Annotated in this window: 21 protein-coding genes, 1 tRNA gene and 1 riboswitch; of the genes, 4 read left to right on the forward strand and 18 right to left on the reverse strand. The window is 66.3% G+C overall.

Features of this window, described 5'->3' with window-relative positions; translation table 11 throughout:
* Nucleotides 1–30: 30 nt before the first annotated feature.
* Nucleotides 31–282, reverse strand: a riboswitch (cobalamin riboswitch).
* Nucleotides 283–324: 42 nt separating this feature from the next.
* Together pth and ACG0Z6_RS11910 are read right to left on the reverse strand one after the other, a co-directional pair.
* Nucleotides 325–963: an aminoacyl-tRNA hydrolase gene (gene pth, locus ACG0Z6_RS11905; RefSeq protein ID WP_394461652.1), complete on the reverse strand. Its 639-nt coding sequence runs from the start codon at nucleotides 961–963 to the stop codon at nucleotides 325–327.
* 42 nt (nucleotides 964–1,005) lie between these two features.
* On the reverse strand, nucleotides 1,006–1,800 hold the full coding sequence (locus ACG0Z6_RS11910; RefSeq protein WP_394461654.1) for a GGDEF domain-containing protein: 795 nt from the start codon (nucleotides 1,798–1,800) through the stop codon (nucleotides 1,006–1,008).
* Nucleotides 1,801–2,099: 299 nt separating this feature from the next.
* On the opposite strand from ACG0Z6_RS11910, the gene ACG0Z6_RS11915 reads away from it, so the two are divergent.
* Nucleotides 2,100–4,229, forward strand: a complete 2,130-nt coding sequence (locus ACG0Z6_RS11915) for a TonB-dependent receptor domain-containing protein (protein WP_394461656.1) — start codon at nucleotides 2,100–2,102, stop codon at nucleotides 4,227–4,229.
* Between the two features lie 14 nt (nucleotides 4,230–4,243).
* On the opposite strand, the gene ACG0Z6_RS11920 is transcribed toward ACG0Z6_RS11915, so the two are convergent.
* From ACG0Z6_RS11920 to ACG0Z6_RS11995, 16 genes are all read right to left on the reverse strand, one after another.
* Nucleotides 4,244–5,254 (reverse strand): GlxA family transcriptional regulator, encoded by a 1,011-nt coding sequence (locus tag ACG0Z6_RS11920; protein WP_394461658.1) that lies wholly within the window; start codon nucleotides 5,252–5,254, stop codon nucleotides 4,244–4,246.
* 112 nt (nucleotides 5,255–5,366) lie between these two features.
* Nucleotides 5,367–5,945, reverse strand: coding sequence for a thioredoxin family protein (locus ACG0Z6_RS11925; RefSeq protein WP_394461659.1), 579 nt, complete (start codon nucleotides 5,943–5,945; stop codon nucleotides 5,367–5,369).
* A 24-nt stretch (nucleotides 5,946–5,969) separates the two neighbouring features.
* The gene (locus ACG0Z6_RS11930; RefSeq protein WP_394461661.1) at nucleotides 5,970–6,800 is read right to left on the reverse strand and encodes a quinoprotein dehydrogenase-associated SoxYZ-like carrier; all 831 of its coding nucleotides are present in this window, start codon (nucleotides 6,798–6,800) and stop codon (nucleotides 5,970–5,972) included.
* A gap of 35 nt (nucleotides 6,801–6,835) precedes the next feature.
* A complete protein-coding gene (locus ACG0Z6_RS11935; RefSeq protein ID WP_394461663.1) occupies nucleotides 6,836–7,240 on the reverse strand; it encodes a hypothetical protein in 405 nt (134 codons plus the stop codon).
* A gap of 8 nt (nucleotides 7,241–7,248) precedes the next feature.
* Nucleotides 7,249–8,118, reverse strand: coding sequence for a quinoprotein dehydrogenase-associated putative ABC transporter substrate-binding protein (locus tag ACG0Z6_RS11940; RefSeq protein WP_394461665.1), 870 nt, complete (start codon nucleotides 8,116–8,118; stop codon nucleotides 7,249–7,251).
* Nucleotides 8,115–8,513 (reverse strand): c-type cytochrome, encoded by a 399-nt coding sequence (locus ACG0Z6_RS11945; RefSeq protein ID WP_394461667.1) that lies wholly within the window; start codon nucleotides 8,511–8,513, stop codon nucleotides 8,115–8,117. Before ACG0Z6_RS11945 ends, ACG0Z6_RS11940 begins: the two co-directional genes overlap by 4 nt.
* A gap of 82 nt (nucleotides 8,514–8,595) precedes the next feature.
* Entirely contained in the window at nucleotides 8,596–10,365 is a 1,770-nt protein-coding gene (locus ACG0Z6_RS11950; RefSeq protein ID WP_394461955.1) for a methanol/ethanol family PQQ-dependent dehydrogenase, read from the reverse strand.
* 124 nt (nucleotides 10,366–10,489) lie between these two features.
* Entirely contained in the window at nucleotides 10,490–11,092 is a 603-nt protein-coding gene (locus tag ACG0Z6_RS11955) for a glutathione S-transferase family protein (RefSeq protein ID WP_394461669.1), read from the reverse strand.
* Nucleotides 11,093–11,151: 59 nt separating this feature from the next.
* Nucleotides 11,152–12,000 (reverse strand): S-formylglutathione hydrolase, encoded by an 849-nt coding sequence (fghA, locus tag ACG0Z6_RS11960; protein WP_394461670.1) that lies wholly within the window; start codon nucleotides 11,998–12,000, stop codon nucleotides 11,152–11,154.
* Nucleotides 12,000–13,106 carry an S-(hydroxymethyl)glutathione dehydrogenase/class III alcohol dehydrogenase gene (locus ACG0Z6_RS11965; protein ID WP_394461672.1) on the reverse strand — a complete coding sequence of 369 codons (1,107 nt, stop codon included), beginning with the start codon at nucleotides 13,104–13,106 and terminating at the stop codon, nucleotides 12,000–12,002. The genes fghA and ACG0Z6_RS11965 overlap by 1 nt, the downstream gene beginning before the upstream one ends.
* 271 nt (nucleotides 13,107–13,377) lie before the next feature.
* Nucleotides 13,378–14,004 carry a 50S ribosomal protein L25/general stress protein Ctc gene (locus tag ACG0Z6_RS11970; protein ID WP_394461674.1) on the reverse strand — a complete coding sequence of 209 codons (627 nt, stop codon included), beginning with the start codon at nucleotides 14,002–14,004 and terminating at the stop codon, nucleotides 13,378–13,380.
* Nucleotides 14,005–14,136: 132 nt separating this feature from the next.
* A complete protein-coding gene (locus tag ACG0Z6_RS11975) occupies nucleotides 14,137–15,099 on the reverse strand; it encodes a ribose-phosphate pyrophosphokinase (protein WP_394461676.1) in 963 nt (320 codons plus the stop codon).
* A gap of 69 nt (nucleotides 15,100–15,168) precedes the next feature.
* A tRNA-Gln gene (locus tag ACG0Z6_RS11980) sits at nucleotides 15,169–15,245 on the reverse strand.
* 40 nt (nucleotides 15,246–15,285) lie between these two features.
* Nucleotides 15,286–16,281, reverse strand: a complete 996-nt coding sequence (gene ispE / locus ACG0Z6_RS11985; protein WP_394461678.1) for a 4-(cytidine 5'-diphospho)-2-C-methyl-D-erythritol kinase — start codon at nucleotides 16,279–16,281, stop codon at nucleotides 15,286–15,288.
* A 22-nt stretch (nucleotides 16,282–16,303) separates the two neighbouring features.
* On the reverse strand, nucleotides 16,304–16,867 hold the full coding sequence (locus tag ACG0Z6_RS11990) for a lipoprotein insertase outer membrane protein LolB (RefSeq protein ID WP_394461680.1): 564 nt from the start codon (nucleotides 16,865–16,867) through the stop codon (nucleotides 16,304–16,306).
* Nucleotides 16,864–18,621, reverse strand: coding sequence for a tetratricopeptide repeat protein (locus ACG0Z6_RS11995; protein WP_394461682.1), 1,758 nt, complete (start codon nucleotides 18,619–18,621; stop codon nucleotides 16,864–16,866). Before ACG0Z6_RS11995 ends, ACG0Z6_RS11990 begins: the two co-directional genes overlap by 4 nt.
* 81 nt (nucleotides 18,622–18,702) lie before the next feature.
* On the opposite strand from ACG0Z6_RS11995, the gene mutM reads away from it, so the two are divergent.
* The 3 genes from mutM (at nucleotide 18,703) to ACG0Z6_RS12010 (ending at nucleotide 23,429) form a co-directional block, all read left to right on the forward strand.
* On the forward strand, nucleotides 18,703–19,536 hold the full coding sequence (gene mutM, locus ACG0Z6_RS12000) for a bifunctional DNA-formamidopyrimidine glycosylase/DNA-(apurinic or apyrimidinic site) lyase (RefSeq protein ID WP_394461684.1): 834 nt from the start codon (nucleotides 18,703–18,705) through the stop codon (nucleotides 19,534–19,536).
* Nucleotides 19,521–20,555 carry an A/G-specific adenine glycosylase gene (gene mutY, locus ACG0Z6_RS12005; protein ID WP_394461685.1) on the forward strand — a complete coding sequence of 345 codons (1,035 nt, stop codon included), beginning with the start codon at nucleotides 19,521–19,523 and terminating at the stop codon, nucleotides 20,553–20,555. The genes mutM and mutY overlap by 16 nt, the downstream gene beginning before the upstream one ends.
* A 282-nt stretch (nucleotides 20,556–20,837) precedes the next feature.
* A complete protein-coding gene (locus ACG0Z6_RS12010; protein WP_394461687.1) occupies nucleotides 20,838–23,429 on the forward strand; it encodes a TonB-dependent receptor plug domain-containing protein in 2,592 nt (863 codons plus the stop codon).
* Nucleotide 23,430: the final 1 nt, after the last annotated feature.

A 23,430-nucleotide genomic window follows, 5' to 3' on the forward strand; every position in this document is an offset into this window, starting at 1 on the left:
CAGGCTGCATACCAAGGCCCGCCCCAAGAGGTGAGCCTCACGCTGTTGGCCGGTCTCCGGGCTGATGGCACACGCCGCCCAACCCTTCCCAGCCCTGCATCGCGGCAGCGCCAGTGGGTGTGTTCAAGGCAGCTCGCAGCGCGTGCAGCGCTGCGGCCATTTACCGTTGCGGGGACAGCTCGGTTTGGGGCTTTGCCGCTTTGCGCGGCAAGGCCCGGTCGATTCCCGTTTCACTGCGCCGCCAGAACAGGCCGCGCGAGCACCAACGCGGCGGATTCTAGCCCCGCACCCCGTGCCGCAGGGGCGCTATGAGGCCGTGTTGGCTCAGGCCTCAGGCTCGGGTTTGGCGGCCGCAGCTGGGCTGGGGCGCGGGGGCTTGGGGCGCTGCGGCTTGGCGTGGATTTGCGCCAGGGCCTGCGCCATCTGGCCTTGCAGCATGAGCGCTGCGGTGGGCAGGCTTTTGTCGATGCAGGCTTGCAGGGCATCGCGCTCGGCCTGCGGGGCTTTGCGCAGCACATAGGCCGCCACTTCGGCCTTGTGCCCGGGGTGGCCTATGCCCAGACGCAGGCGCCAGAAGTTGGCTGAGCCCAGCTGGGCCTGCATGTCTTTCAAGCCGTTGTGCCCGCCGTTGCCGCCGCCTTGCTTGAGCTTCATATCGCCCGGCAGCAGGTCCAGCTCGTCGTGGATGGCCAGGATTTCCTCGGGCGCGATTTTGAAAAACCGTGCCAGCGCGGCCACCGATTTGCCGCTGAGGTTCATATACGTCATGGGCTGCAGCAGCCACACCGGGCCGCTGGCACCGGGCGGGGTGACGCGCGAGACCAGGCCGTGGTAGCTGCGCTCGGGCTGCAAGGTGGCACGCCACTGGCGTGCGAGCTGGTCCACCCACCAAAAGCCAGCGTTGTGGCGGGTGTCTTCGTATTCAGAGCCGGGGTTGCCCAGGCCAACAAACAGGCGAATCATGGGGCGGGATTATCCGGCCGGCTGTGCCCCAGGGGCCGGCCCTCAGACGAAGGGCGCGCACACCACGCGGTTGCGCCCGGCGCCTTTGGCCTGACCCAAGGCCACATCGGCGCGTTTGATCAGCGCGTCGGGGTGCTCGCCCTCGGGCCTCAGGGCCGCCACACCCATGCTTGCGGTGACGGGGCCCAATGCACTGCTCACGTCCTGGCTGAGGGCGTCGAGCAAGCGCAGTGCCAGCTGCTGGACCTGATCGAGGTTTACCTCGGGGCAGATGAGCAGAAACTCCTCGCCGCCCCAGCGGCACAGCAAGTCCTGCTGGCGTATGCCCAGCATCAAGGTGCGGGCGGCCTGGCGCAGCACCTGGTCGCCCACATCGTGGCCGAGCTGGTCGTTGACGGCTTTGAAGTGGTCCAAATCCATCAGCACCACGGCCAGCGGTCGCTCGTAGCGCAGCGCGCGCCGCACCTCCTCGGCCAGCACACTGCTGCCGTGGCGGCGGTTGGGGATGAGGGTGAGCTCGTCGGTGAGCGACTGTTCCAAGCGGGCCTGTGCCTCGCGCCAGCGCCGCGCCGCAAAAATGGCCAGAAACACAGGCGAGAGGGTGACGGTGACCATCAGCTCGTCGAGCTCCCAGGACTCGTGACGGCGCGAGAATTCGTAGAAGCGCTCGTAGGCGTCGATGTAATCAAACAAAAAATGCAGCAGCAGCAAGCCCAGCAGCAGCAAGGCCACTTCAATCCACAGCGCGCGCTGGCTGTGCTGTCCAGGTTTTCGATGGGGTGCTTGGATGTTGCGCACGGCTTGTACGCATTGGGTGAATTTTTGCGGTGCCCGCACGGCGATCTCCTGGGCATGGCAATCGGCTAGCAAGGCGTCGACTTTAGGACTTTCGGTGTTGAGCTGGCGCCACCTTTGGGGCCCGTAACACGTGACATGGCGGCCCGCTGCAGGTGGGCTGCGGTGTTGCATGTGCGATTGGCGAGCCAAAGCTGGCCTGTGGCTCAAGGGGGAAACCCGCTCGCTTGCCTCGGGGGGAGGCTTGTGGGGGGGATGTCAACAGGGCTGCACAAAAGGCACCTGAGGCGGCACAGTCGTGCGGCGTTTGGGGTGGACTGCATCAGCCAACGAGGACCAATATGAAAGCCATCTGGTGTTTGGCCGTGGGAGTGGGGGTTCAAGGTGCGGCTCAGGCGCAGGAGGCGGCCGCGCCGCGCCTGGATCCGGTGGTGCTCAGCGTCACGCGCGAGGGGCGTTCGGCCTTTGAGCTGGCCGCCTCGGTGGACGGCGTGGATGCTGCGCAGCTGCGTGAGGGCAAGGCGCTGATCAACCTCTCCGACGGCTTGGCGCTGGTGCCGGGGCTGGTGGTGCGTGACCGCCAGAACTACGCGCAGGACGCGCAGCTCTCCATCCGTGGCTTTGGTGCGCGTGCCAGCTTTGGCATACGCGGCGTGCGCCTGTTGGTGGACGGCATTCCGGCCACGCAGCCCGATGGGCAAGGGCAGATCTCGCACATCGACCTGGGCACGGCGCAGCGCGTGGAGGTGCTGCGCGGGCCCTACTCGGTGCTCTACGGCAACGCGGCGGGCGGGGTGATTCAAGTCTTCACCGAAGACGGCCGTGGCCGTCCGCGTGCCCAGCTCAGTGCCTGGAGCGGGCCCGACGACAGCCAGCGTCTGGCGGTGAACGTCAGCGGCGCTGTGGGCGAGCTGGGCGTGGTGCTGGGCGCCAGCCGCTTTCGCACCGAGGGCTGGCGCCAGAACAGCCAGACCGAGCGGCGCCTGGGCAATGCCAAATTCAGCTGGCAACCCACGGCCGACACCCAGCTGCGCCTGGTGCTCAACAGCGTGGCCCTGCCGCAGGCGCAGGACCCGCTGGGCCTGACGCGCGCGCAAATGCAGGCCGACCCGCGCGGTGTGGACCCTGCAGCGCTGAGCTTCAACACGCGCAAAACAATGCATCAAACGCAGCTGGGCTTGCAGTGGGAGCAGCGCCTCAGCCCCCAGCACAGCCTGCAGCTGAGCCTGTGGCAAGGGCACCGCGACACCGAGCAATTCCAGGCCATTCCCGTGGGCACGCAGGCCGCAGCCACCCACCCGGGCGGGGTCATTGCGCTGGAACGCGACTACCGGGGCCTGGACCTGCAGTGGCGCTGGCAGCTCTCGCCCCAGGCCAGCCTGGTGCTGGGCTACACGCGCGATGGCCTGGCCGAGCAGCGCAGCGGCTATCAAAACTTTCTGGGCAGCGGCGCGGCCCAGCAGCTGGGCGTGCAAGGCGCGCTGCGCCGCAACGAGGACAACCGCGCCAGCAGCGGCGACCCCTACGCCCAGCTCAGCTGGCGGCTGCTGCCGCAGCTGGAGTTCAGCGCCGGGCTGCGCCGCGCGCAGCTGCGCGTGCGCTCGCAAGACCACTACATCAGCGCCACCAACCCCGACGACAGCGGCGCGGTGGACTACAGCGCCACCACCCCAGCCCTGGGCCTGAGCTGGGCCGTGGCGCCCGACTGGCGCGTGTACGCGGCCTGGGGCCGTGGTTTTGAAACCCCCACGCTCAATGAGCTGGCCTACCGCGCAGGCGGCCAGACCGGGCTGAATCTGGCGCTGCAAGGCGCGCGCAGCCGCCACACCGAGCTGGGCCTCAAAACCCGTGGTGCCGCGCTGGGGGATGTGAACCTGGCGCTGTTCGAGGTGGGTACCTCGCAAGAAATCGTCACCCTCACCAACCAGGGTGGGCGCAGCACCTTTCAAAACGCGGGCCGCACCCAGCGCCGTGGCGCTGAACTGGCCTGGAGCTGGGCGGGCAGCCAGGGCTGGGCGCGCCAGTGGCAGGCCCAGGCCGCCTACACCTGGCTGGATGCGCAGTACCGCGACGGCTTTCTCACCTGCACCGCCGCCCCCTGCGCGCGGCCCAGCGTGAGCGTGCCCGCTGGCGCGCGCCTGCCGGGCCTGGCGCGCCAGCAACTGGCGGCCACGCTGGACTGGCTGCCTACCCGGGGGCTGCGCGCGGCGCTGGAGCTGCGCCACCTGGGCGCCGTGCCCGTCAACGACTTGAACACCGACGCCGCCAGCGCCTACACCCTGCTGGGGGCCAGCCTCAGCCAGGAGCTGCGCACGGGGCCTTGGACGCTCAAAGCCTTTGTGCGCGGCGACAACCTCAGCAACCGCCGCTATGTGGGTTCGGTCATCGTCAACGACGGAAATGGCCGTTACTTCGAACCTGCCCCGGGCCGCAGCTGGGGTCTGGGCTTGAGTGCGCAGCTGCAGTATTGAGGCAATGCCTCGGCTCAATGCCGCGCGTCGCGCCGCGCGCTGGCAAAGCGCTCGCGGTATTCGTGCGGGGCCACGCCCAGGTGTTTGACGAAGAGTTTGCGCAGCGATTGCTCGGAGCCAAAGCCCACGCGGCCGGCCACGCTTTTGAGCGGCAGGTTGCCTTCTTCCAGCAGGCGCCGCGCCACTTCCAGGCGCGCGTTTTCCACGAACTGCAGCGGGCTGGTGCCGGTTTCGCGCTGGAAGACGCGGCGGAAGTTGCGCTCGCTCATGGCCGCGCGGCTGGCCAGGTCGGCCATGGAGACGGGGGCATCGAGGTGGTCCAGCAGCCAGTCCTGCACCTCGCGCAGGCTGGGGTGGTTGGAGCGCTGGCTGGCCAGGTGCACGCTGAACTGAGATTGCCCGCCAGGGCGCTTGAGGTAGACCACCAAGTCGCGCGCGATGTCCAGCGCCAGCTCGCGGCCGTGGTCTTCTTCCACCAGGGCCAGGGCGAGGTCTATGCCGGCGGTCACGCCCGCGCTGGTCCACACCTGGCCACTGCGCAGGTAGATGGCGTCGGACTGCACGCTCACCTCCGGGTAGCGCTGGGCCAGCAGGGATGCGGTGCTCCAATGGGTGGTGGCCGCGCAGCCTTTGAGCAAGCCCGCCTCAGCCAGAAAGAAGCTGCCCGTGCACAGCGCCACCAGACGCTCGACTTGTGGCGCCATGGCCGCCACCCAGCGCACCAGCTCCGGGTTGTGTTGCAGCGCCAGTTCAATGTCTTTGCAACCCACGATGATGGCCGTTTGCGGCACGCCCAAGGCCTCCAGCGAACTGGTGGCTTGCAGTTGCAGCAGGGTTTCAGAGGGCACGCCGCCAGCGTGCACCGAGGCCAAGGTCAGCTCATAGCCAGCCGCCTGGCCGCGCTGCCACAGGCGGCGGTTGGCGTAGTCGAACACGCTGAGCGTGCCCACGGCCTCCAGCGCTTTGAAGCCGGGGTAGATGACGATGGCCACGCGATGGCGGCCCCCGTTGTGGTGGGTGGGCATGACAGAACTCCTGCGGCAATGACAGACCCAGGGGGCGTGCCGCGGGGTGCCGCACTCCCGCCTAGCAAACTGGGCGCATCCTGACCATGCCAGGCTTGCAGGGCAATGCGGCTTAGTCCGACCCCGTAGATAAGGGGGGTGCGGCGGCCGCCGGGATATCGCTCCAGATCTCGACCTGGTCGGCCACGGTTTCCAGCGTGCCGGTGCCGTAGGGCAGTTGCTGCAGCAGGCGCAACTGGGGGCTGAGCTGCCACACCACGGGGTATTGCAAGCGGCGCTGGCGCTCGTCGCCCAGCAGGTATTGAAAGGCCTGGTAGGGCCATGTCTTGCCGTAGGCTTCAAACTGCACGGCATTGCCTTGCGCAGCCAGGCTGGCACGCAGCACCACCAGCACATGCTGCTGTCGCAGCACGGGTGCGAGTTGCTGGGCATTGGCGTTGAGAAAGCGTTCGTAGCGCTGGCAGAAGCCGCAGTCGTGCGCGGTCAACAGCAGGTAGATGTTTTTGTGCTGGCGCTGTGCCAGCGCCAACGCGGGCTGGAGCTGGAACACCCAGCGCCCATCGGCCTCGCGCCGCGGCTCGATGTCCAGCGCGGCATAGCGCTGGTCCATGGGTTCGGCCTGGCCGGGGGAGGCGAACAGCCCAACCAGCAGCAGCAAGGCCGGGGCGACGCGGGTTGGGGCGGTGCGCATGGCGGGCCTTTGCGGGGCGTTGGTTCAACGCGGTACTGCGCAGAGTTGCAGTGTTTGCTGGAAGTGCTGGTCGCGGTTGTCAGTGGCGTGCAGCCGCAGCTGGCCTTGCGCCGCACCGCGCCAGCGCAGGCTCAGGGTGGGTGGGTCGCTGATGGAGAAATCCAGCTGTGCCTGCAGCAGTGGCTGCTCGTCCAGGCTGAGTTTGAGCTCGCTCAGAAAGTGCGCCGGTGTGGCCAGGCGCGTGAGGGGGTCCAGCGCCAGGCCGTTGTGGTTGGGGTGCTCGATGCGCGCCTGCAGCTCTTGCACGCCCTCTGCGGGACTTTGGACTTGCAACTCGATGTCGCCCAGCGCGCGGGCGCCTTGGGCAGGCAGGGGCGGCGCAGCGCAGCCCCCAGCCGCCTTGATGTAGTGGGTGGCCATGCGCAGGCTGCCGTCGCGCCAGCGCGCGATGGCGCGCACATGGGTGTAGCTGTCCACGCGCACGCGGGTTTGTACAAAGGCCAGGGCTGGGCCGTGCAGGGTCAGTGCCATGGACAGTGGGCTGGGGTTTTCGTCGATCACCAGCCACAGGGCTTGCACTTCCCCGGCCTGGGGCAGGGGCTGGGCCTGCAGGCGCAGCGGCACTTGTGCGGCGTCCACGGCGCGCGCAGGCATGTCCAGCTGCAGAGCGCTGCCCGGCTCCAGCAGGGCTTGGTCGCCAAACAGGCTGCGGCGTATGCCCTGCCAGCGAGCGGAGTGCTCCGGGTTGGGCGGCGGCGCAGGGCGGGGCGGTGGGTTGGTGGCCCAGCCCTGCGGGGCCAGCAGCAGCAGCCCCAAGCCTTGCAGGGCTTGGCGACGTTGAGAGGTGGGCGCCATGGTGCAAATCCTCCAAGCAGCGCGTGTTCAGAGCCCTAGCGCGCCGTGCTGATGAAGCAGGCCTGCTTGGCCTGGGCTTGTTGGGCGCGGTAGCGGCGCACCGCGCTTTGCACGGCGTCGTTGTCGCGCAGCACGCCGCCGCGCTCGCCGCCAATGGACACGCCCTTGAGCTCGGTGGACAGCGTCAGGTACTCCGAAAAGCGGTACTGGCGTGCCGTGGCTTCGAGCGCGCAGACGCATTTGCTGGTCATCTCAAACTCAGGCCCGGGGTGTTCTTTGCGGCACTCCTGAACGTAGAGCACGCGCTCCAGCGTGGGGTAGTCGGCCAGGTTGTCGGCCTCGGCCGCACGCGCGCTGCGCAGTGGCAGGCAAGCCAAGCTTAGCGCCACCGCCGCCAGTGGCAGCGACAACAACAAGGGCGTGCGGGCAGAGGGTTTCATGGCGGGGCTCAGTTCTTGGCTGCCGCGGCCGGGGGCAGCAGCGGCACGTGGAATTCACGCAAGATGGCGTCGATCTCGGTGCGGTGGCTCACCAGCAGTTGCTGCACCTGGGCCTGCCAGGCTTTTTCGCCATAGCGCACACCCATGGCCACTTCGTAGTCAAAGCGCACACCGGGTTCAGAGGGCAGGGCCAAAGCGCGCAGCTGCCCACTGCCAGCGCGGTGCACAAAGTAGCCCGCGATCGGGCCCCACACCACGGCGGCGTCAATCTTGCCGCCCTTGAGGTCGCGCTCGATGATCTCGCCGGGGTATTGCTCGGGGTTGGGGCTGAGCATGGGGTAGGGCACGGCCTGGGCCACCAGCCCGTGGCGGTTCACCCACGGCGTGGCGGGGGAGCGGTCGTAGAGCCCGATGCGCAGCGCGCTGCGCTGGGGCTCGGGCAGGGCGTAAAAGTCTTCGGGGCTGCGCACCGCCTGCAGCGCGGGGTTTTGGGTGTTGATCACCAGCGCATAGGTGGAGCGGTAGTAGGGCTGGGTTTGGGCCACTTGGTCAAAGCCCACGGGCACGCCCATGATGATGTCGCAGCGGTAGTCCTCGCCGGGCAGCTTCATGCGCAGGGTGTTGCGCACAAAGCCCATGCGCTGCGGGAAGGAGTAGTACTGCACCGGCAGCCCCAGGGCTTTGCCAAACAGGGCCGCAATGCGGTTTTCTATGCCCTCGCCTTGCAGGTTGGAGAAGGGCATGTTGTTGGGGTCCTGGCAGACGCGCAGGGCGCTGCGTGGTTCGGGCTCATCGGCGTTTTGCGCCCGGGCAGCAGGGGGCGCACAGGCCGCGGCCAGCAGCAGCGCCAAGGCCAGCGCGGCGGCCTGGGCGGTCATTTGATTTCCTCGACCTTGGCGCGGGTGATGGCGCCATCGGAGCGGCCCTTGAGGTAGGCGTAGAGCTGGTCGATGTTTTTCATGACCGCTTCGTTGTTGCCAAAGCTCTGCATGCCTTTGTCCAGGCGGCCATCGCGCACGGTTTTGACGAACTCGTCTTTGCTCAGTGTCTTCAAGCTGTTGACCAGCGAGGGGCCCACCATGCCTTCTTGGTTGGCGCCGTGGCAGCGATCACAGGCGCCGGTGCGCCAGGCCCGAAAGCCCTTCATGGTTTCAGCGTCGACTTTGTAGCCTTCCACCACCTTGTAGGGCGGTGCGTCGGCGGCCAAGGCTGCGCCGCACAGCAGCCAGCAGAGGCACAGCAATGAGCGCAGTCGAAGTGTTTGCAGGGTCATAAGCGGGGCTCCATGTCGTACAGGGTTGGGGCCAAGCCCCCGGCAGGCCTGGCATGGGCGCGCCGGGGGTGGTGGTGCAGGTTTACTGCTGCGGCAGCGCGAACACCGTCAGCGAGCCACCGAGTTCGGTGTACTTGCTCAGCTCACGGTAGCCACCCACGGCGCCCAGACCGTCGTTGTCTTTTTCCAGACCTGCGGCCATGCCGATGCCGGCCCAGCCCCCGATGCCCGAATACACACCGAGGTACTGCTTGCCTTTGTGCAGGTAGGTGAAGACGTTGCCAATGATCCCCGAGGGCGTCTTGAACTTGAACAGTTCCTTGTTGATGTCATTGGCGTCCACGCACTTGAGGTAGCCCTCCAGCGTGCCAAAGCAGGAGATGCCGCCTGCGGTGTTGAGCGCGCCGCTCCACACCGAGAACTTCTCACCCTTGCTCTGCACGATCTTGCCCGTGCCAGCATCCCAGGCAATGAAGTTGCCCATATTGCCGCCGCCATTGGGGCCGGGGAACATGGACAGCGTGGCACCCACATAGGGCTGGCCCGCGACATAGTCGACCTTGAAGGGCTCGTAGTCCATGCACACATGGTTGGTGGGCACGTAGAAGAGCTTGGTGTTGGGGTCGAAGGAAGCGGGTTGCTGGTCCTTGGTGCCCAGGGCTGCGGGGCAGACGCCCTTGGTGTTGACGTCAGCACCGTTGCGCGCGGTGGAGTACTTGGCCACGGTGACGGGGCGGCCCGTCTTCATGTCCACGTGCGAGGCCCAGTTCACGGCGGGGTCGAACTTCTCGGCCACCAGCAGCTCGCCCGTCACCCGGTCCAGCGTGTAGCCAAAGCCGTTGCGGTCGAAGTGCACCAGGGTCTTGCGCGGCTTGCCCTTGACGTTGATGTCCGCCAGGATCATTTCATTGATGCCGTCGAAGTCCCACTCGTCAAACGGCGTCATCTGATAGACCCACTTGGCCATGCCCGTGTCGAGGTCGCGCGCAAAAATGGTCATGGAGAAGCGGTTGTCGCCAGGACGCTGCGAGGGGTTCCAGGTCGAGGGGTTGCCGGTTCCGTAATAGACCAGGTTCAGTGCCTTGTCGTAGCTGTACCAGCCCCAGGTGGTGCCGCCGCCGGTCTTCCACTGCTCACCCTGCCAGGTGGAGATGGAGGCGTTTTTGCCCACCGGTTGCATGCGCCCGTCGGTGTAGGTCATGGTGCGATCGGGGTCGATCAGCATCTCGTCGTCCGGCCCGGTGCTGTAGCCCTTCCATGCCAGCTTGCCGGTGTGCAGGTCGTAAGCGGCCAGGAAGCCGCGCACGCCCCACTCACCGCCGGAGATGCCGGTGATGACCTTGTTGCCAAACACGTGCGGTGCGTTGGTGTTGACCGCGCCGAGCTTGGGGTCGCCGTTCTTCACGCTCCAGGCCACCTTGCCGCTTTTGGCGTCCAGCGCCACCAGCGTGGAGTCGGCTTGCTGCAAGAAGATCTTGCCCTCGCCATAGGCCACGCCGCGGTTGACCGTGTCGCAGCACATCTGCGGAATCACCGCCGGGTCTTGTTTGGGCTCGTATTTCCAGACAATTTTTTGCGTGTCCAGATCAACGGCGAACACTTTGTTGGGGAAGGGCGTGTGGATGTACATCATGCCGTCCACCACCAGGGGCGAGCCCTCGTGGCCGCGCAGCACGCCGGTGGAGAAGGTCCACGCCACCTGCATCTTGCCGACGTTGGCCTTGTTGATCTGGTTGAGCTTGCTGTAGCGCTGGTTGTAGAAGTCGCCAGCCTGCGCGGCCCAGTTGCCGGGGTTGGCCATCTTCTGTTCCAGATCGGCATTGGCCAGCACTGCCATGGGCAGGGCCAGCATTGCCAGCAAGGCGCCCCAACCGCGCCTGGACTTGCTATTGGGTGTTTGCATGCGAGTCTCCTAGTCTTTTGAATCTTCAAACCACAAATCAGAGAACTGCTGTGCCATCAGGCGGGCACCTGGCTCAGGCCGCCGGAATCCCTGGCATGGGGATGAATCCCGGCATGCGCTTGATGCGCGCAATCCAAGCCAGGATGTTCTTGTAGGGCGACAGGTCGATGCCGCCCTCGCCCGCCATGGCGGTGTAGGGGAAGCAGGCCAGGTCGCCGATGGTGGGGTGGCCGAGCTCCAGGTACTCGCGCGTGGCGAGGTGGTCGTCCAGGATCTTGAAAGCCCGATTCGCGCCGGCTTGGAGCTTCTCCAGGTCCAGCGGGTAGTTCAGGATTTTGACCAAGCGCGCACCGGCGGCGTTCATCACTTCGCCGCCGCCGGTCGCCAGCCACTGGTTGATGCGGCCCTGAGCTTCCGCATCGTTGGGGTACCAGTAGTTGTCGCGGTCGTACTTGCGCGCCAGGTAAACCATGATGGCCTGCGCATCGCGCAACCGCAGAGGGCCGTCTTCAAAGATGGGAATCTCGCCGAAGGGGTTGAGCGCGGTGTACTTGGGGGTCTTGTGTTCCTTGTTGACGAAGTCAACGTTGACCACCTCGTAATTCAGCCCCAGGCAGTTGAGCAACAAGCGAATCTTGTAGCAGCTGCCCGAGAGTTCGAAGTCGTAGAGTTTCATGCTGGCGTCTCCTGTTGAATCGCACGGCCTACTTCGAACCGACTGCCCCGGTGCGCTGCCTACAGCGTCATGAGTCTGGCGTGGTGCACCAAATGGTCCGCAATGAAGCTGTGGATGAAGTAATAGCCGTGGTCGTAGCCTTCGTGGCGACGCAACTGGCACGGCTGACCAGCTTCGGCGCATGCCTGCTCCAGCAGATGCGGGTGCAGCTGCTCGGCCAGGAATTTGTCGGCCAGGCCCTGATCCACCAACAGCGGTGGCAGGCGTCGGCCCGAACGGATCAGCTCGCAGGCATCGTGGGCTCGCCACAGCGCTGGGTCCTCACCGAGGTAGTTGCCAAAAGCCTTGTGCCCCCAGGGGCACTGGCTGGGCGCGCAAATCGGCGCAAAGGCCGAGACGCTGCGAAACATCTCCGGGTGGCGCAGCGCCAGCGTCAGCGCGCCGTGCCCGCCCATGGAGTGGCCAAACAGACCCAGGCGCGTGGGGTCCGCGTCGAACTCGTCAATGAGCAGCTGGCGCAGCTCGCGCACCACATAGCTCTCCATGCGAAAGCGCGCCGACCAAGGCGTGCGCAGCGCATCGAGGTAAAAGCCCGCGCCGTGGCCGAAGTCCCAGGCTGCGTCCGCGCCTTCAATGCCGGTCTGGCGCGGGCTGGTGTCCGGGGCCACCAGGGTCAGACCGAGCTCGGCGGCCATGCGCTGGGCACCGGCCTTGATGGGGAAGGTCTCTTCGGTGCAGGTCAGGCCGGCGAGGTAGATCAGCGTGGGGCGCTTGCGTGCGGTGTCAGCGCGTGCCGGGCGGAACACGCTGAACTGCATGGGCGCGCCAATCTCCGCCGAGTCATGGCGATGAAAGCTCTGCACGCCGCCCCAGCAGCCATGCTCACTCAGCGTCGCCACCGTGCTCATCAAAACACCACCACCGAGCGAATGGACTCACCGCGCTCCATCAGGTGGAAGCCCTCGTTGATCTGCTCGAGCTTGAGCGTGTGCGTGATCAGTGGGTCGATCTGCAGCTTGCCTTCCATATACCAGTCCACGATCTTGGGCACATCGGTGCGCCCGCGTGCGCCGCCAAAGGCCGAGCCCTTCCAGACGCGGCCAGTGACGAGCTGGAAGGGCCGCGTGGCAATCTCCTGGCCCGCTGCGGCCACGCCGATCACGACGCTCTGCCCCCAGCCCTTGTGGCAGCACTCCAGCGCCTGGCGCATGGTTTTGACGTTGCCAATGCACTCAAAGCTGTAGTCCGCCCCACCGTCGGTGAGCTGCACGATGGCGTCCACCACGTTGTCCACGTCTTTGGGGTTGATGAAGTGCGTCATCCCGAACTGGCGCGCCATCTTTTCGCGCTCCGGGTTGAGGTCGATGCCGATGATCTTGTCCGCGCCCACCATGCGTGCGCCCTGAATCACATTCAGCCCAATGCCGCCCAGGCCAAACACCACCACATTGGCCCCGGCCTCCACCTTGGCGGTGAACAGCACCGCGCCCACGCCCGTGGTGACGCCGCAGCCGATGTAGCAAACCTTGTCAAAAGGCGCGTCGGGCCGGATCTTGGCCAGCGCAATCTCGGGCGCCACGATGTGGTTGGCAAAAGTCGAGGTGCCCATGTAGTGCAGGATGGGCTTGCCGCCGATGGAAAAGCGCGAGGTGCCGTCGGGCATCAGGCCCTTGCCCTGCGTGCCGCGAATGAGCTGGCACAGATTGGTTTTGCGCGAGAGGCAGAACTTGCAGCCCCGGCACTCCGGTGTGTAGAGCGGAATCACATGGTCGCCGGGCTTGAGCGTGGTCACGCCCGGGCCCACATCCACCACCACGCCTGCGCCCTCATGCCCCAGGATGGCCGGGAACAAGCCTTCGGGGTCTGCGCCCGAGAGCGTGAAGTGGTCGGTGTGGCAAATGCCGGTGGCCTTGATCTCCACCAGCACCTCACCGGCGCGGGGGCCGTCCAGGTCCACGGTTTCAATACTCAGGGGTTCGCCTGCGGACCAAGCCACAGCAGCACGTGTTTTCATCAGCAATCTCCTAGCCATGCGGCGCCGCGCCAGCACAAGGTGGGCGAGGGCCAAAACCTCGGTTGAGGGTGAATATAGAAAGGGCGCTTCGCGGGGCGGGCAGGGTAAACGCGCGAAAGCCACCGACATGGCCGGAGCGTGTCGCAGCTTGGCCGTTTCATACCTGATTTGGCCGCCCGGCCGTGGCGCCTGGCCGGCAGCTGCTTTCGAACAGGCAAAAAAATACCCCGCCGAGGCGGGGTATTCATGCACAAGTGCGAAGGCGGGCGAATTACTTCTTGCCCTTGCCCTTGGCCTTGCCCTTGTCGGCAGCCGGAGCGGCAGCGACCACAATCTCTTCCACCACCGGCGGCACAGCCGTGGCCAGCACGGGGTTGGGCTTGCCGTGGGTGACGATCTTGATGTGGGCAGCCAGCTTGATGTCGTTGACGTGCACCGAGTGGCCGACGGTCAGGCCGCTCAGATCCACTTCGATGAACTCAGGCAGTTGCTCGGCCAGGCAGGTGATTTCCAGCTCGGTGATGATGTGGTTGACCGTGCACTTGTCGGTCTTGACCGCCACGGACTCGGCTTCGCCCACGAAGTGCAGAGGCACCTTCTTGGTGATCTTGGTGGTGGCATCCACGCGCTGGAAGTCCACGTGCAGCACTTGCTGCTTGTAGGGGTGCATCTGGTAGTCACGCAGCAGCACCTTGGTCACAGTGCCGTTGAGTTCCATGTCCAGCAAGGAGCTGTGGAAAGCTTCCTTCTTCATGGCGTGGTACAGGGCGTTGTGATCCAGCTCGATCACGGCCGGCTCACCCGCGCCATAAACGATGCCAGGCACCTTGCCTGCGAAACGCAGGCGGCGGCTCGCTCCGGTCCCCTGCAACTTGCGCTCAAAAGCGACGAATTTCATAACGGTCTCCAAAAGAACGCAGCACCCCCATGGCACTGCGTGTGAGCCCACCCGCGACCAGGCAGGCTCGTTAAAAACTAGGTTGAGAACTTGGCGTTCTGCTGGGCTCGCGCTGTGCGCGCGAAAGCCTGTTTAGAAATTGTTGTTCTGCTCCGAGAACAGCGACGTCACCGATTCGCCATCGGAGATGCGGCGAATGGTCTCAGCAAACAGGAAGGCCACCGAGAGCTGGCGGATTTTGCTGCAAGCACGCGCGGCTTCGGTCAGCGGAATGGTGTTGCTGATCACCACCTCGTCCAGGTGCGAGTTGCTGATGCGCTCGATCGCGGGGCCGGACAGGATGGGGTGGGTGCAGTAGGCAAACACGCTCTTGGCGCCGCGCTCCTTGAGCACCTCGGCCGCCTTCACCAGCGTGCCGGCGGTGTCGATCATGTCGTCCATGATCACGCAGTTGCGGCCGTCGATTTCACCGATGACGTGCATCACCTCAGACACATTGGCCGCAGGGCGGCGCTTGTCGATGATGGCCAGATCGCAGCCCAGCTGCTTGGCCAGTGCACGCGCGCGCACCACGCCGCCCACGTCGGGGCTGACCACCACCAGGTCCGAGTAGTTGCGGGCCTTGAGGTCCGACAACAGCACCGGGCTGGCGTAGATGTTGTCCACGGGGATGTCGAAAAAGCCCTGGATCTGGTCAGCGTGCAAGTCCATGGTCAGCACGCGTTCCACGCCCACGGTTTCCAGCAGGTTGGCCACCACCTTGGCGGAGATGGGCACGCGGGTGGAACGGGGACGACGATCCTGACGGGCGTAGCCGTAGTAGGGAATCACTGCGGTGATGCGGCGAGCGCTGGCGCGCTTCAAGGCATCGACCATGATGAGCAATTCCATCAGGTTTTCGTTGGTGGGAGCGCAGGTGGGCTGCACCACGAAGACATCGCGGGCGCGCACGTTTTGCTGAATCTCCACGGTCACTTCGCCATCGGAGAAGCGGCCAACCACAGCCTTACCGAGCTCGAGGCCCAGATGGGTGGCGATTTCTTGGGAGAGAGCGGGGTTTGCGTTACCCGTGAAGAGGACCGTATTGAGCAGCACGGCGGGCCATCCTTGTGAAGAGGCCCGGTGGCCAACCCAGCGGGTCCCGGAGGTCAGAAAGAAAGAATTTGGCAGGGGAGGAAGGACTCGAACCCTCGCATGTCGGAATCAAAATCCGATGCCTTAACCAACTTGGCGACTCCCCTACACAGGACATTGCGCGAGACACGCAACACCCCGAAACCTTCAGTCTTCAATCCAGCCGCGTAGCGGATGAACTTCTAGACTGTGACAACTTCTTCCAACCCAGCCTGAAGGCAAACCCTTCAGTCCTGTCGCCGTCAGCTGGTCGTCGTTGTCATCATTATCCATCACTGCCGACTCAATTCGTGCGAATACTGCACTTCCCGAACCTGTCATTCGGCTATTGCCGAAACGCTGCTTCAAGAAGGCTAAGGCCTCGCTGACTTGCTCGCTGGCGGCCTCTGCGGCTGCCTGCAAATCGTTGCGACCCCATCCACTGCTGAGCTGCTGCAAAACCGTCGGTTGAACCGCTGATTTGCCGCCGCCAAGGCTTGAATCGAGCCCCGCTTCTGCGCCGCCGCTGCCGACTCCCGCTTCGCGTTTGTCGTCTGCGCCGTTCAGTGCAGGAAAGCCCGCTACTATAGCCACAGAATTTGACCTTTGCAAGAGTGGGCTCGAAAAAATTTCTTTCGTGCCCAAACTGGCCGGAGGTTTGACCACGGCAAAGCGCTGCGTGGGCAGGGCAAGGGGGAGCAGGTCTTCACCAATGCCTTGCACCCAGGCCGGGCGCCCACCCAGGAAGAAGGGCACATCAGCGCCCAGCTGCAGCCCCAGCGGCAGCAGCCGCGACAGCGGCCAGTTCAGGCCCCACAGCCGGTTGAGGGCCAGCAGCACCGTGGCGGCGTCTGAGGAGCCGCCACCCATGCCCGCACCCGACGGCACTTGTTTCTCGATGTGGATGTCTGCGCCCAGGCTTGTGGCGCTGGCTTGCTGCAGCAGCCGTGCAGCGCGCAGGCACAGGTCGTCTTCGGGCAGGGCTTGGCTGAGGTCGTGGCGGCGCAGCAGCGCGTCGTCGCGCCGCTCGATGTGCAGGGTGTCGGCCCATGAAATGGGCACAAACAGCGATTGCAGCAGGTGGTAGCCGTCAGGGCGTTTGCCCACCACGTGCAAAAACAAATTCAGCTTGGCGGGGGCGGGCAGGTCGTAGAGAGCGCGCATGCGGGGTCAGGGCAGAGGGTCTTCAGTCTTGGTCCAACTTGACGCGCAAAACGGCCAAGGGTTCGGTGGGGTTGGGGCCGAGCTTGCTGGCCACCAGCAGGCCCTCGGCCATGCGGCGCAGGTCAACGCGCCAGCCCAGCTGCACAAAGGCTTGCGGCTCCACGGCGTCGTGCGCGGCGCCGCTCCAGGGCTGGCCATGCAGCCAGTCAAACAGCGCGGCCAGCGGCAGGGCCTCACCCAGCAGCTGCGCCAGCAATGCGTCCATGGAGTCGTAGAGCTGCTCGTCCTCGGCGCCTTGCTGCAGCCAGGCCTGCTGCGCGCTCCAGCGCACGCGCGCCATGAGCGTGCCCAGCGGGCTGATCAAGCTCAGTACGCCGGCCTGCGGCGTGCCCAGCAGCTCAAAGCCCGCGCTGCCGCCTTTGGCGTGGCGTGCCGATGGGCTGTCCGCGGCCAGGCTCAGCGCCAGGCGACCGCTGTAGCGGCGCTGCGCGCCAGACTGCACCGGCGGGGTGCTGGCGGGTGGCGCGCTGGCGCAGGCGCTCAGCAAAAGGCTCAGCAGCGCCAGCGCGCTGTGGCGGCGCCTCAAGGCATGGCCCCCAAGCGCTTGAGTGTGGCGCGCAGGGCTTCGTTGCTGGGGTCGCGCTTCAAGCCTTCGTCCCAAATGGCGCGGGCCTCGTCCTGGCGTTGCTGCACCCACAGCACCTCGCCCAGGTGGGCAGCGATTTCGGGGTCGGGGCGCGAGCTGTAGGCTTGGCGCAGCAGGGTTTCGGCTTCTTTGAGCCGGCCCAGGCGGAATTCCACCCAACCGAGGCTGTCGACGATGAAGGGCTCGCGCGGCGAGAAGCTCAGGGCTTTGACGATGAGCTCACGCGCCTCGTTCAAGCGCAGGCCACGCTCGGCCAGCGAATAGCCCAGCGCGTTGTAGGCGTGGTGGTGGTCGGGCTTGAGCTCGATCACGCGGCGCAGCTGGCGCTCCATGTCGTCGAGCCGGTCGATCTTCTCGGCCATCATGGCTTGCTCGTAGAGCAGGTCCACGTCCTTGGGCTGCTGCTGCACGGCCTGATCGAGCAGCTGGTAAGCCGCCTGCCATTGGCGCTGCTCACGCAGCAGCTGCACCTCGGCCAGCAGCCTGGTGCGCTGTTCCTGCGCGCTGCGCTGGGGCAGTTCGCGGATCAGGCTCAGACCGCGTTCGAGCTGGCCTTGGCGCGCGGCCAGCGAGGCGCGGCGGTAGATCAAATCGGCCGAGGGTTCGCTGTCTTGCACGGCGGCGAGTTGCTGTTCCGCTTGCGCGAAGTTGCCGCGCTGTTCGGCTGCCTGAGCGCGCATGAGCAGCAGCTGGCGGCGCACGTCGGGCAGGGTGGCCTCGCCCAAATCTTCAGCGCCCTCGGGCCGGTCCAGCAGGGTTTGGAGTTGCTGCAAGGCGGCTTCGGCGGCGCTGGCGTGCTGCAAGTCCAGCTCCAGCGCGGCCAGGGCCATCCAGGCAGCAGCCTGGCGTGGTTGTTGCTCCGTCACTTGGCGCAGCTGCACCACGGCGTCAGCGCTGCGCTGTGCGCGGCCCAGCGCGCGGCCGTAGGCCAGGCGCAGGTCGCTGCGTGCGGGGTTTTGGCGCAGCGCGTTTTGGATCAGCGCCTCGGCTTCGGCGCGCTGGGGCAGCAGCTCCAGCGCCAGCTGCAGGCCTTCGTCGCGCTGGGGGTATTCGTTGACGATGTTGCGCGTCAGGGCCAAGGCCTGATCGGGGCGCTGGGCGCCCAGCGCCAGGCGCGCCTCGGTGCTCAAAGCGGCCAGGCGGGTGTCGGCCTGGCCTTGGGCGTCGCGCAGCAGGGGCTGCATCAGCTCCAGGGCTTGTTTGCCGTCGGCGCTGCGCGTGAACAGGCTGGGCAGGGAGAGGATCATCCCGGCACGTTGCGAGGCCGGGCTGGCGGCCAGCAGGGCTTTGAAGGCGGCGGGAATGTCGCTGTGGCGGTTGAGGGCGCTGAGCAGCTGCAGCAGCGTGCGGTGCGCTTCTGTCGATTCGGGGCGGGCGTCGCGCCAGGCGCGCGCGGCGATCACGGCTTGGTCGCCCGCACGCTCTTGCAGCGCAATTTGCACCACGCGCTGGAACAAGGCTTCGTCGCTGGTGCGCCGTGCGGCGTCCAGCAGCAGCTGATAGGCCGTGCCGGGCTGCCCGGCGTTGAGCTCCAGCTCACCCAGCAGCAGCTGGTAGAACATGGGCGCGTCCAGCCGCGAGTTTTTGAGCTCGCTGCTCTCAACCGCGGCCAGGGCACTGCCAGCGGCCAGCAGCGGTGTCAAAGCAGCAAACACAACACGCTGAGGCCAGCGCAAACGGCGGGGAGAGGTCATGCGAACTCCGGTTGACCGGGCTGCCGTGCGGCGGCCCACAGCGGGCCATTCTAGGCAGTGCGCCCCCGTATCATGCGCGCCATGCCAGAGTTGCCCGAAGTCGAGATCACGCGCCAGAGCTTTGCCCAGGCGCTTTGCGGCGCGCGCGTGCTGGAGGCGCGTTTGGGCAAGCCCCTGCGCTGGCCGCTGGGCGTGGCGCCCGAGGCGCTGCAGGGCAGTGTGCTGGGCCTGGCGCAGCGCCGTGGCAAATACATCTGGCTGCCGCTGCTGGCGGGCCAGAGTGGGCTCGAAGGCGGCCTGCTGCTGCACCTGGGCATGTCGGGGTCTTTGGGTTTGACGCGCGAGCGGCCCGCGCCGGGCGTGCACGACCACTTTGATTTGTGGACCGACCGCGGGCTGCTGCGCCTGCACGACCCCCGCCGTTTTGGCGCGGTGGTGTGGTCACGCGCGCTGGACGCCGCCCCGGCGGCCACCTTGCTGGCGCGTCTGGGCCTGGAGCCTTTTGACCCACGGCTGGATGGGCGCTACCTCAAGCAGGCCCTGGCGGGCCGCCGTGTGGCCATCAAACAAGCCTTGCTCGCGGGCGATGTGGTAGTGGGTGCGGGCAATATCTATGCTTGCGAGGCGCTGTTTTTGGCTGGCATTGACCCGCGCCTGCCGGCCCACAAACTCAGCCCTGCGCGCTGCGATCGCCTGGTGGCGGCGGTGCGCGATGTGCTGGGCCGCGCCCTGAATGCCGGGGGCAGCACGCTGCGCGACTTTCGCGATGCCCACGGCGTGGCCGGCAGCTTTCAGATGCTGGCCCAGGTCTATGACCGCGAAGGCCAACCCTGCCGGGTTTGCACCACGCCGCTGCGGCGCATCGTGCAGGGCCAGCGTTCCACCTACTACTGCCCCAAGTGTCAAAAGAAGTGAAGCTCCCTGAGGATTTTTCCGCCCGGCTGGTGGCCTGGCAGCGCAGCCATGGCCGCCACGCGCTGCCCTGGCAAAACACGCGCGAGCCCTATCGCGTGTGGCTGTCGGAAATCATGCTGCAGCAAACCCAGGTCAGCACGGTGCTGGGCTACTACCAGCGCTTTACCGAGCGTTTTCCCACCGTGCAGCACTTGGCTGAGGCGCAGCTGGACGAGGTTTTGGCGCAGTGGCAGGGCTTGGGCTACTACAGCCGCGCGCGCAACTTGCACCGCTGTGCGCAGGCCGTGGTGGCGCAGCACGGCGGGCAGTTCCCCAGCAGCGCCGAGGCTTTGGTGGCGCTGCCTGGCATTGGGCGCTCCACCGCTGCGGCCATCGCGTCTTTTTGCTTTGAGCAGCGCGTGGCGATTCTGGATGGCAACGTCAAGCGTGTGCTCTCGCGCCTGCTGGCATTTGAGGGCGACCTCGCCAGCAGCACCGCCGAGAAGCAGCTCTGGGCTCACGCCCAGGCACTGCTGCCTGAGGCCAGCGCCGACATGCCCGCCTACACGCAAGGCCTGATGGATTTGGGCGCCAGCCTGTGCGCGGCGCGCAGCCCGCAATGCCTGCTGTGCCCAGTCAGCGATTTGTGCCGCGCCCGCGCGCAGGGCGAGCCCACGCGCTTTCCCATCAAAACCCGCAAGCTCAAACGCAGCCAGCGCGAGAACTGGTGGCTGTGGCTGGAGCACGAAGGCCGCATCTGGCTGGAGCAGCGCCCGCACAAAGGCGTGTGGGCGGGGCTGTGGAGCCTGCCGCTGTTCGACACCGAGGCCGATTTGCTGCAGCGCGCCCGCGCGCTTGGCGGCGAGCCCGAAGTGCTGCCTCGCATGGAGCACGCGCTGACGCATTTCGACTGGGTGCTGCACCCGCGCCGTGCGCTGCTGCGCCAGGCCGAGGCCGCCGACAGCGGGCGCTGGGTGGCGCGCGAGGAGCTGCCCACCTACGCGCTGCCCGCGCCGCTCAAAAAGCTTTTGGTGGGCTGAAGCACAGATCCGAGTACAGCCACCGCATAAGCAAACAAGAAAGCATTGTTTAGAGGATTGAGGGTTAACACTTAAATTGCCCAGGCGCCGACAAGAGCGTGCAGTCACAAATACCCTCGCCATGAGTTCTCTCACTTCGCCGACCCGGGCCCTCCGCGCCCCGTCGAGCTGGTCTTGCCAACGCCCCCCCGCCTGTTGGTGCTGAGCTGCTAGTGCCAAGCACCGGTGCCTGAGTACACGGCGCCGGCTGCCATCCCTCTTCAAAAACTTCCAAGAAAAATCATGCTGAAACCTTCAGTTCTGGCCGCTGCATTGGCCGCTGCATTTCTCCCTCACGCCCAAGCCCAGTCCAACACCGCTGAGCCCAGCCAGCGCCTGGAGCGCGTGACCATCACCGGCACCAACATCCTGAGCACCCAGCGCGAGGGCGCCAACCCGGTGCAAACACTCACTGCCAAGGACATCGCTGCCAGCGGCAAAACCACGCTGCCCGAGCTGCTGCGCGCCATCACCGCCAACAGCGGCAACAGCTACAACGAGCAGTTCACTGGCAGCTTCTCGGCCGGTACGGCAGGCATTTCGCTACGCGGCCTGGGGCAGCAAAACACCCTGGTGCTGGTCAATGGCCGGCGCGTCGCGCCCTACGCCACGGCGCAGAACATGCAAGAGGTGTTCACCGACCTCAACAGCCTGCCGCTGGCGGCTGTGCGCCGCATTGAAATCCTCAAGGACGGGGCCTCGGCGCTGTACGGTTCTGACGCCATCGCCGGCGTGGTCAACATCCTGCTCTACGACGACTACCAGGGCAGCGAAGTGCGCGTGGGCCTGGGCAGCTCCACCGAGGGCACGGGCCAGCGCGAACGCAGCCTGGAGCTGCGCCACGGCGTGGGCGACTTGGAGGCCGACCGCTACAACCTCACCTTGAGTTTTGACACCGTCAAACGCGACCGCTTGGACCAAAGCCAAGTCTCCTGGCTGCGCGACAACGACTTCCGCAGCGAAGGCGGCGGCTCTCTGGCCTGGGCTGTGACCAACTACTACGGCAGCGACCCCACCAACAAACTGGGGGGCGAGCAAGGCCCGCTCAAGCTCACGAACTACGGCGACATCACCCCCGGAAAAACCGGCACGGTGCTGGCCTACAACCCTGCCATCTACAAAACCCTGATCCCGGGCGTGGAGCGCTACCACGCCTCGGCGCGTGGCACCTGGCGCTTCAGCGACGACGCCCAGGCCTATGCCGAAGTGCTGCTGGGCAAGTCGCGTGCGGAGCTGATCTTCGCCGCGCCGCTGTCTGTGGCCAGCAATCTGCGCGCCTGGAACAACCGCACGCAATCGCTGGAATCCATCTCGGTGGCTTTGCCCAAGACCCACCCCAACTACCCGGCCAGCGGCTCCAATGTGGTGACCGCCACCTTGTTCGATCTGGGCCCGCGCATGAAGCAAGACGCGGTGCACTTCCAGCGCCTGTCGGCGGGCGTGCGCGGCAGCACGGGCGCTTGGGACTGGGACGCCTCGCTGCTGCAGTCCTCCAGCCGCATGCGCGAGACGGTGCAGAACTTTGGCAACCGCTACGAGTTCGAGCGCGCCCTGCAAGCGGGCAGCTACAACTTTGCCGATCAAAGCAAGAACAGCGAGGCCCAGCGCCAGGCCCTGCGCCTGTCCACGCTGCGCCCAGCGCAAACCGAGCTGTACGCCTTTGACGCCAATGCCTCGACCGAGCTGACGCAGCTGCGCGGCGGCGCTCTGGGTTTTGCCAGCGGTGTGCAGCTGCGCCATGAGCGCATGGACTCGCGCACCTCAGACGCAGTGCTCTCCGGCACCGAGCTGCGCCCGGCCATCAACATCATCCAGGGCACGCGCCGTGTGGGTGCGGCTTATGCTGAATTCAACGCGCCGCTGCTCAAGTCACTGACCCTGAACGTGGCGGGCCGCCTGGACCACTACAGCGACTTTGGCTCCGCCTTCTCGCCCAAGGCCAGCGTGCGCTACCAGCCCCTGAACTGGCTGGTGGTGCGCGGCAACGCATCGCGCGGTTTCCGCGCGCCGTCGCTGCCCGAGAACACGCAAAGCACGGGCGTGAGCTATGGCTCGGTGGTGGACCCGCGTGACCCCATCTCGCCCACCGTGGCGCGTGGCGTGACCAACCTCACCACGGCCAACCCCTCGCTCAAGCCCGAGCGCTCGCGCAACTTCAACCTGGGCGTGGTGGTCTCGCCTGACAGCAAAACCAGCTTTGGCATCGACTACTTCAACATCCTGCAAAAGGACTTGATCGACACCGAAACGGCCAAGTACATCGTGGACAACGAGCGCAATCTGCCAGGGCGCGTTGTGCGCGACGCGCAGGGCCGCATCGTCACCCTCACGCGCCAGTTCAAAAACCAGGGCGAACGCACCGTCTCGGGCTTTGACATCGAGGCCAGCCGCAGCCTCTCGCTGGCCGCGGCCGGTGAGCTCAAGCTCAAGGCGCAGCTCAGCCGCCTGCTGCAATTCACCTCGGCACCGGGCGAGGGCAAAGCGCCCATCAACGGCGCGGGCAACAACGAGTACGGCTCGCTGCCCGCCTGGCGCAGCAGCACCAGCGCGCAGTGGAGCGTGGGCAGCTGGAGCACCATCTTGCGCTGGACGCGTGTGGGCAGCTATGAGCAGACCTACCGCCCCACCCCGGCCGTGGCACCACGGGTGCGCGCGGCCAACACCTGGGACTTGAATGTGGACTGGCAAGTCACGCCGCGCCTGCTGGCCACGGCCACGCTGCAAAACCTCACCGCGGCCAAGCTGCCCTACGACGCGTCATCGGGCAGCTTCGACCTCACGCAGGGCGACCCGCGTGGCCGCTTCCTGGGCCTGAAGGCGCACTACAAGTTCTGAG

Origin of the sequence: Roseateles rivi (assembly GCF_043555845.1) — a bacterium.
Taxonomy (GTDB): Bacteria; Pseudomonadota; Gammaproteobacteria; order Burkholderiales; family Burkholderiaceae_C; genus Roseateles; species Roseateles rivi.

What these genes read in the sequence shown, in the direction of transcription:
- pth (WP_394461652.1), bottom strand. Translation starts at nt 963, where the DNA reads ATGATTCGCCTGTTTGTTGGCCTGGGCAACCCCGGCTCTGAATACGAA.
- ACG0Z6_RS11915 (WP_394461656.1), top strand. Translation starts at nt 2,100, where the DNA reads ATGAAAGCCATCTGGTGTTTGGCCGTGGGAGTGGGGGTTCAAGGTGCG.
- ACG0Z6_RS11920 (WP_394461658.1), bottom strand. Translation starts at nt 5,254, where the DNA reads ATGCCCACCCACCACAACGGGGGCCGCCATCGCGTGGCCATCGTCATC.
- ACG0Z6_RS11925 (WP_394461659.1), bottom strand. Translation starts at nt 5,945, where the DNA reads ATGCGCACCGCCCCAACCCGCGTCGCCCCGGCCTTGCTGCTGCTGGTT.
- ACG0Z6_RS11930 (WP_394461661.1), bottom strand. Translation starts at nt 6,800, where the DNA reads ATGGCGCCCACCTCTCAACGTCGCCAAGCCCTGCAAGGCTTGGGGCTG.
- ACG0Z6_RS11935 (WP_394461663.1), bottom strand. Translation starts at nt 7,240, where the DNA reads ATGAAACCCTCTGCCCGCACGCCCTTGTTGTTGTCGCTGCCACTGGCG.
- ACG0Z6_RS11940 (WP_394461665.1), bottom strand. Translation starts at nt 8,118, where the DNA reads ATGACCGCCCAGGCCGCCGCGCTGGCCTTGGCGCTGCTGCTGGCCGCG.
- ACG0Z6_RS11945 (WP_394461667.1), bottom strand. Translation starts at nt 8,513, where the DNA reads ATGACCCTGCAAACACTTCGACTGCGCTCATTGCTGTGCCTCTGCTGG.
- ACG0Z6_RS11950 (WP_394461955.1), bottom strand. Translation starts at nt 10,365, where the DNA reads ATGCTGGCCCTGCCCATGGCAGTGCTGGCCAATGCCGATCTGGAACAG.
- ACG0Z6_RS11955 (WP_394461669.1), bottom strand. Translation starts at nt 11,092, where the DNA reads ATGAAACTCTACGACTTCGAACTCTCGGGCAGCTGCTACAAGATTCGC.
- fghA (WP_394461670.1), bottom strand. Translation starts at nt 12,000, where the DNA reads ATGAGCACGGTGGCGACGCTGAGTGAGCATGGCTGCTGGGGCGGCGTG.
- ACG0Z6_RS11965 (WP_394461672.1), bottom strand. Translation starts at nt 13,106, where the DNA reads ATGAAAACACGTGCTGCTGTGGCTTGGTCCGCAGGCGAACCCCTGAGT.
- ACG0Z6_RS11970 (WP_394461674.1), bottom strand. Translation starts at nt 14,004, where the DNA reads ATGAAATTCGTCGCTTTTGAGCGCAAGTTGCAGGGGACCGGAGCGAGC.
- ispE (WP_394461678.1), bottom strand. Translation starts at nt 16,281, where the DNA reads ATGCGCGCTCTCTACGACCTGCCCGCCCCCGCCAAGCTGAATTTGTTT.
- ACG0Z6_RS11995 (WP_394461682.1), bottom strand. Translation starts at nt 18,621, where the DNA reads ATGACCTCTCCCCGCCGTTTGCGCTGGCCTCAGCGTGTTGTGTTTGCT.
- mutM (WP_394461684.1), top strand. Translation starts at nt 18,703, where the DNA reads ATGCCAGAGTTGCCCGAAGTCGAGATCACGCGCCAGAGCTTTGCCCAG.
- ACG0Z6_RS12010 (WP_394461687.1), top strand. Translation starts at nt 20,838, where the DNA reads ATGCTGAAACCTTCAGTTCTGGCCGCTGCATTGGCCGCTGCATTTCTC.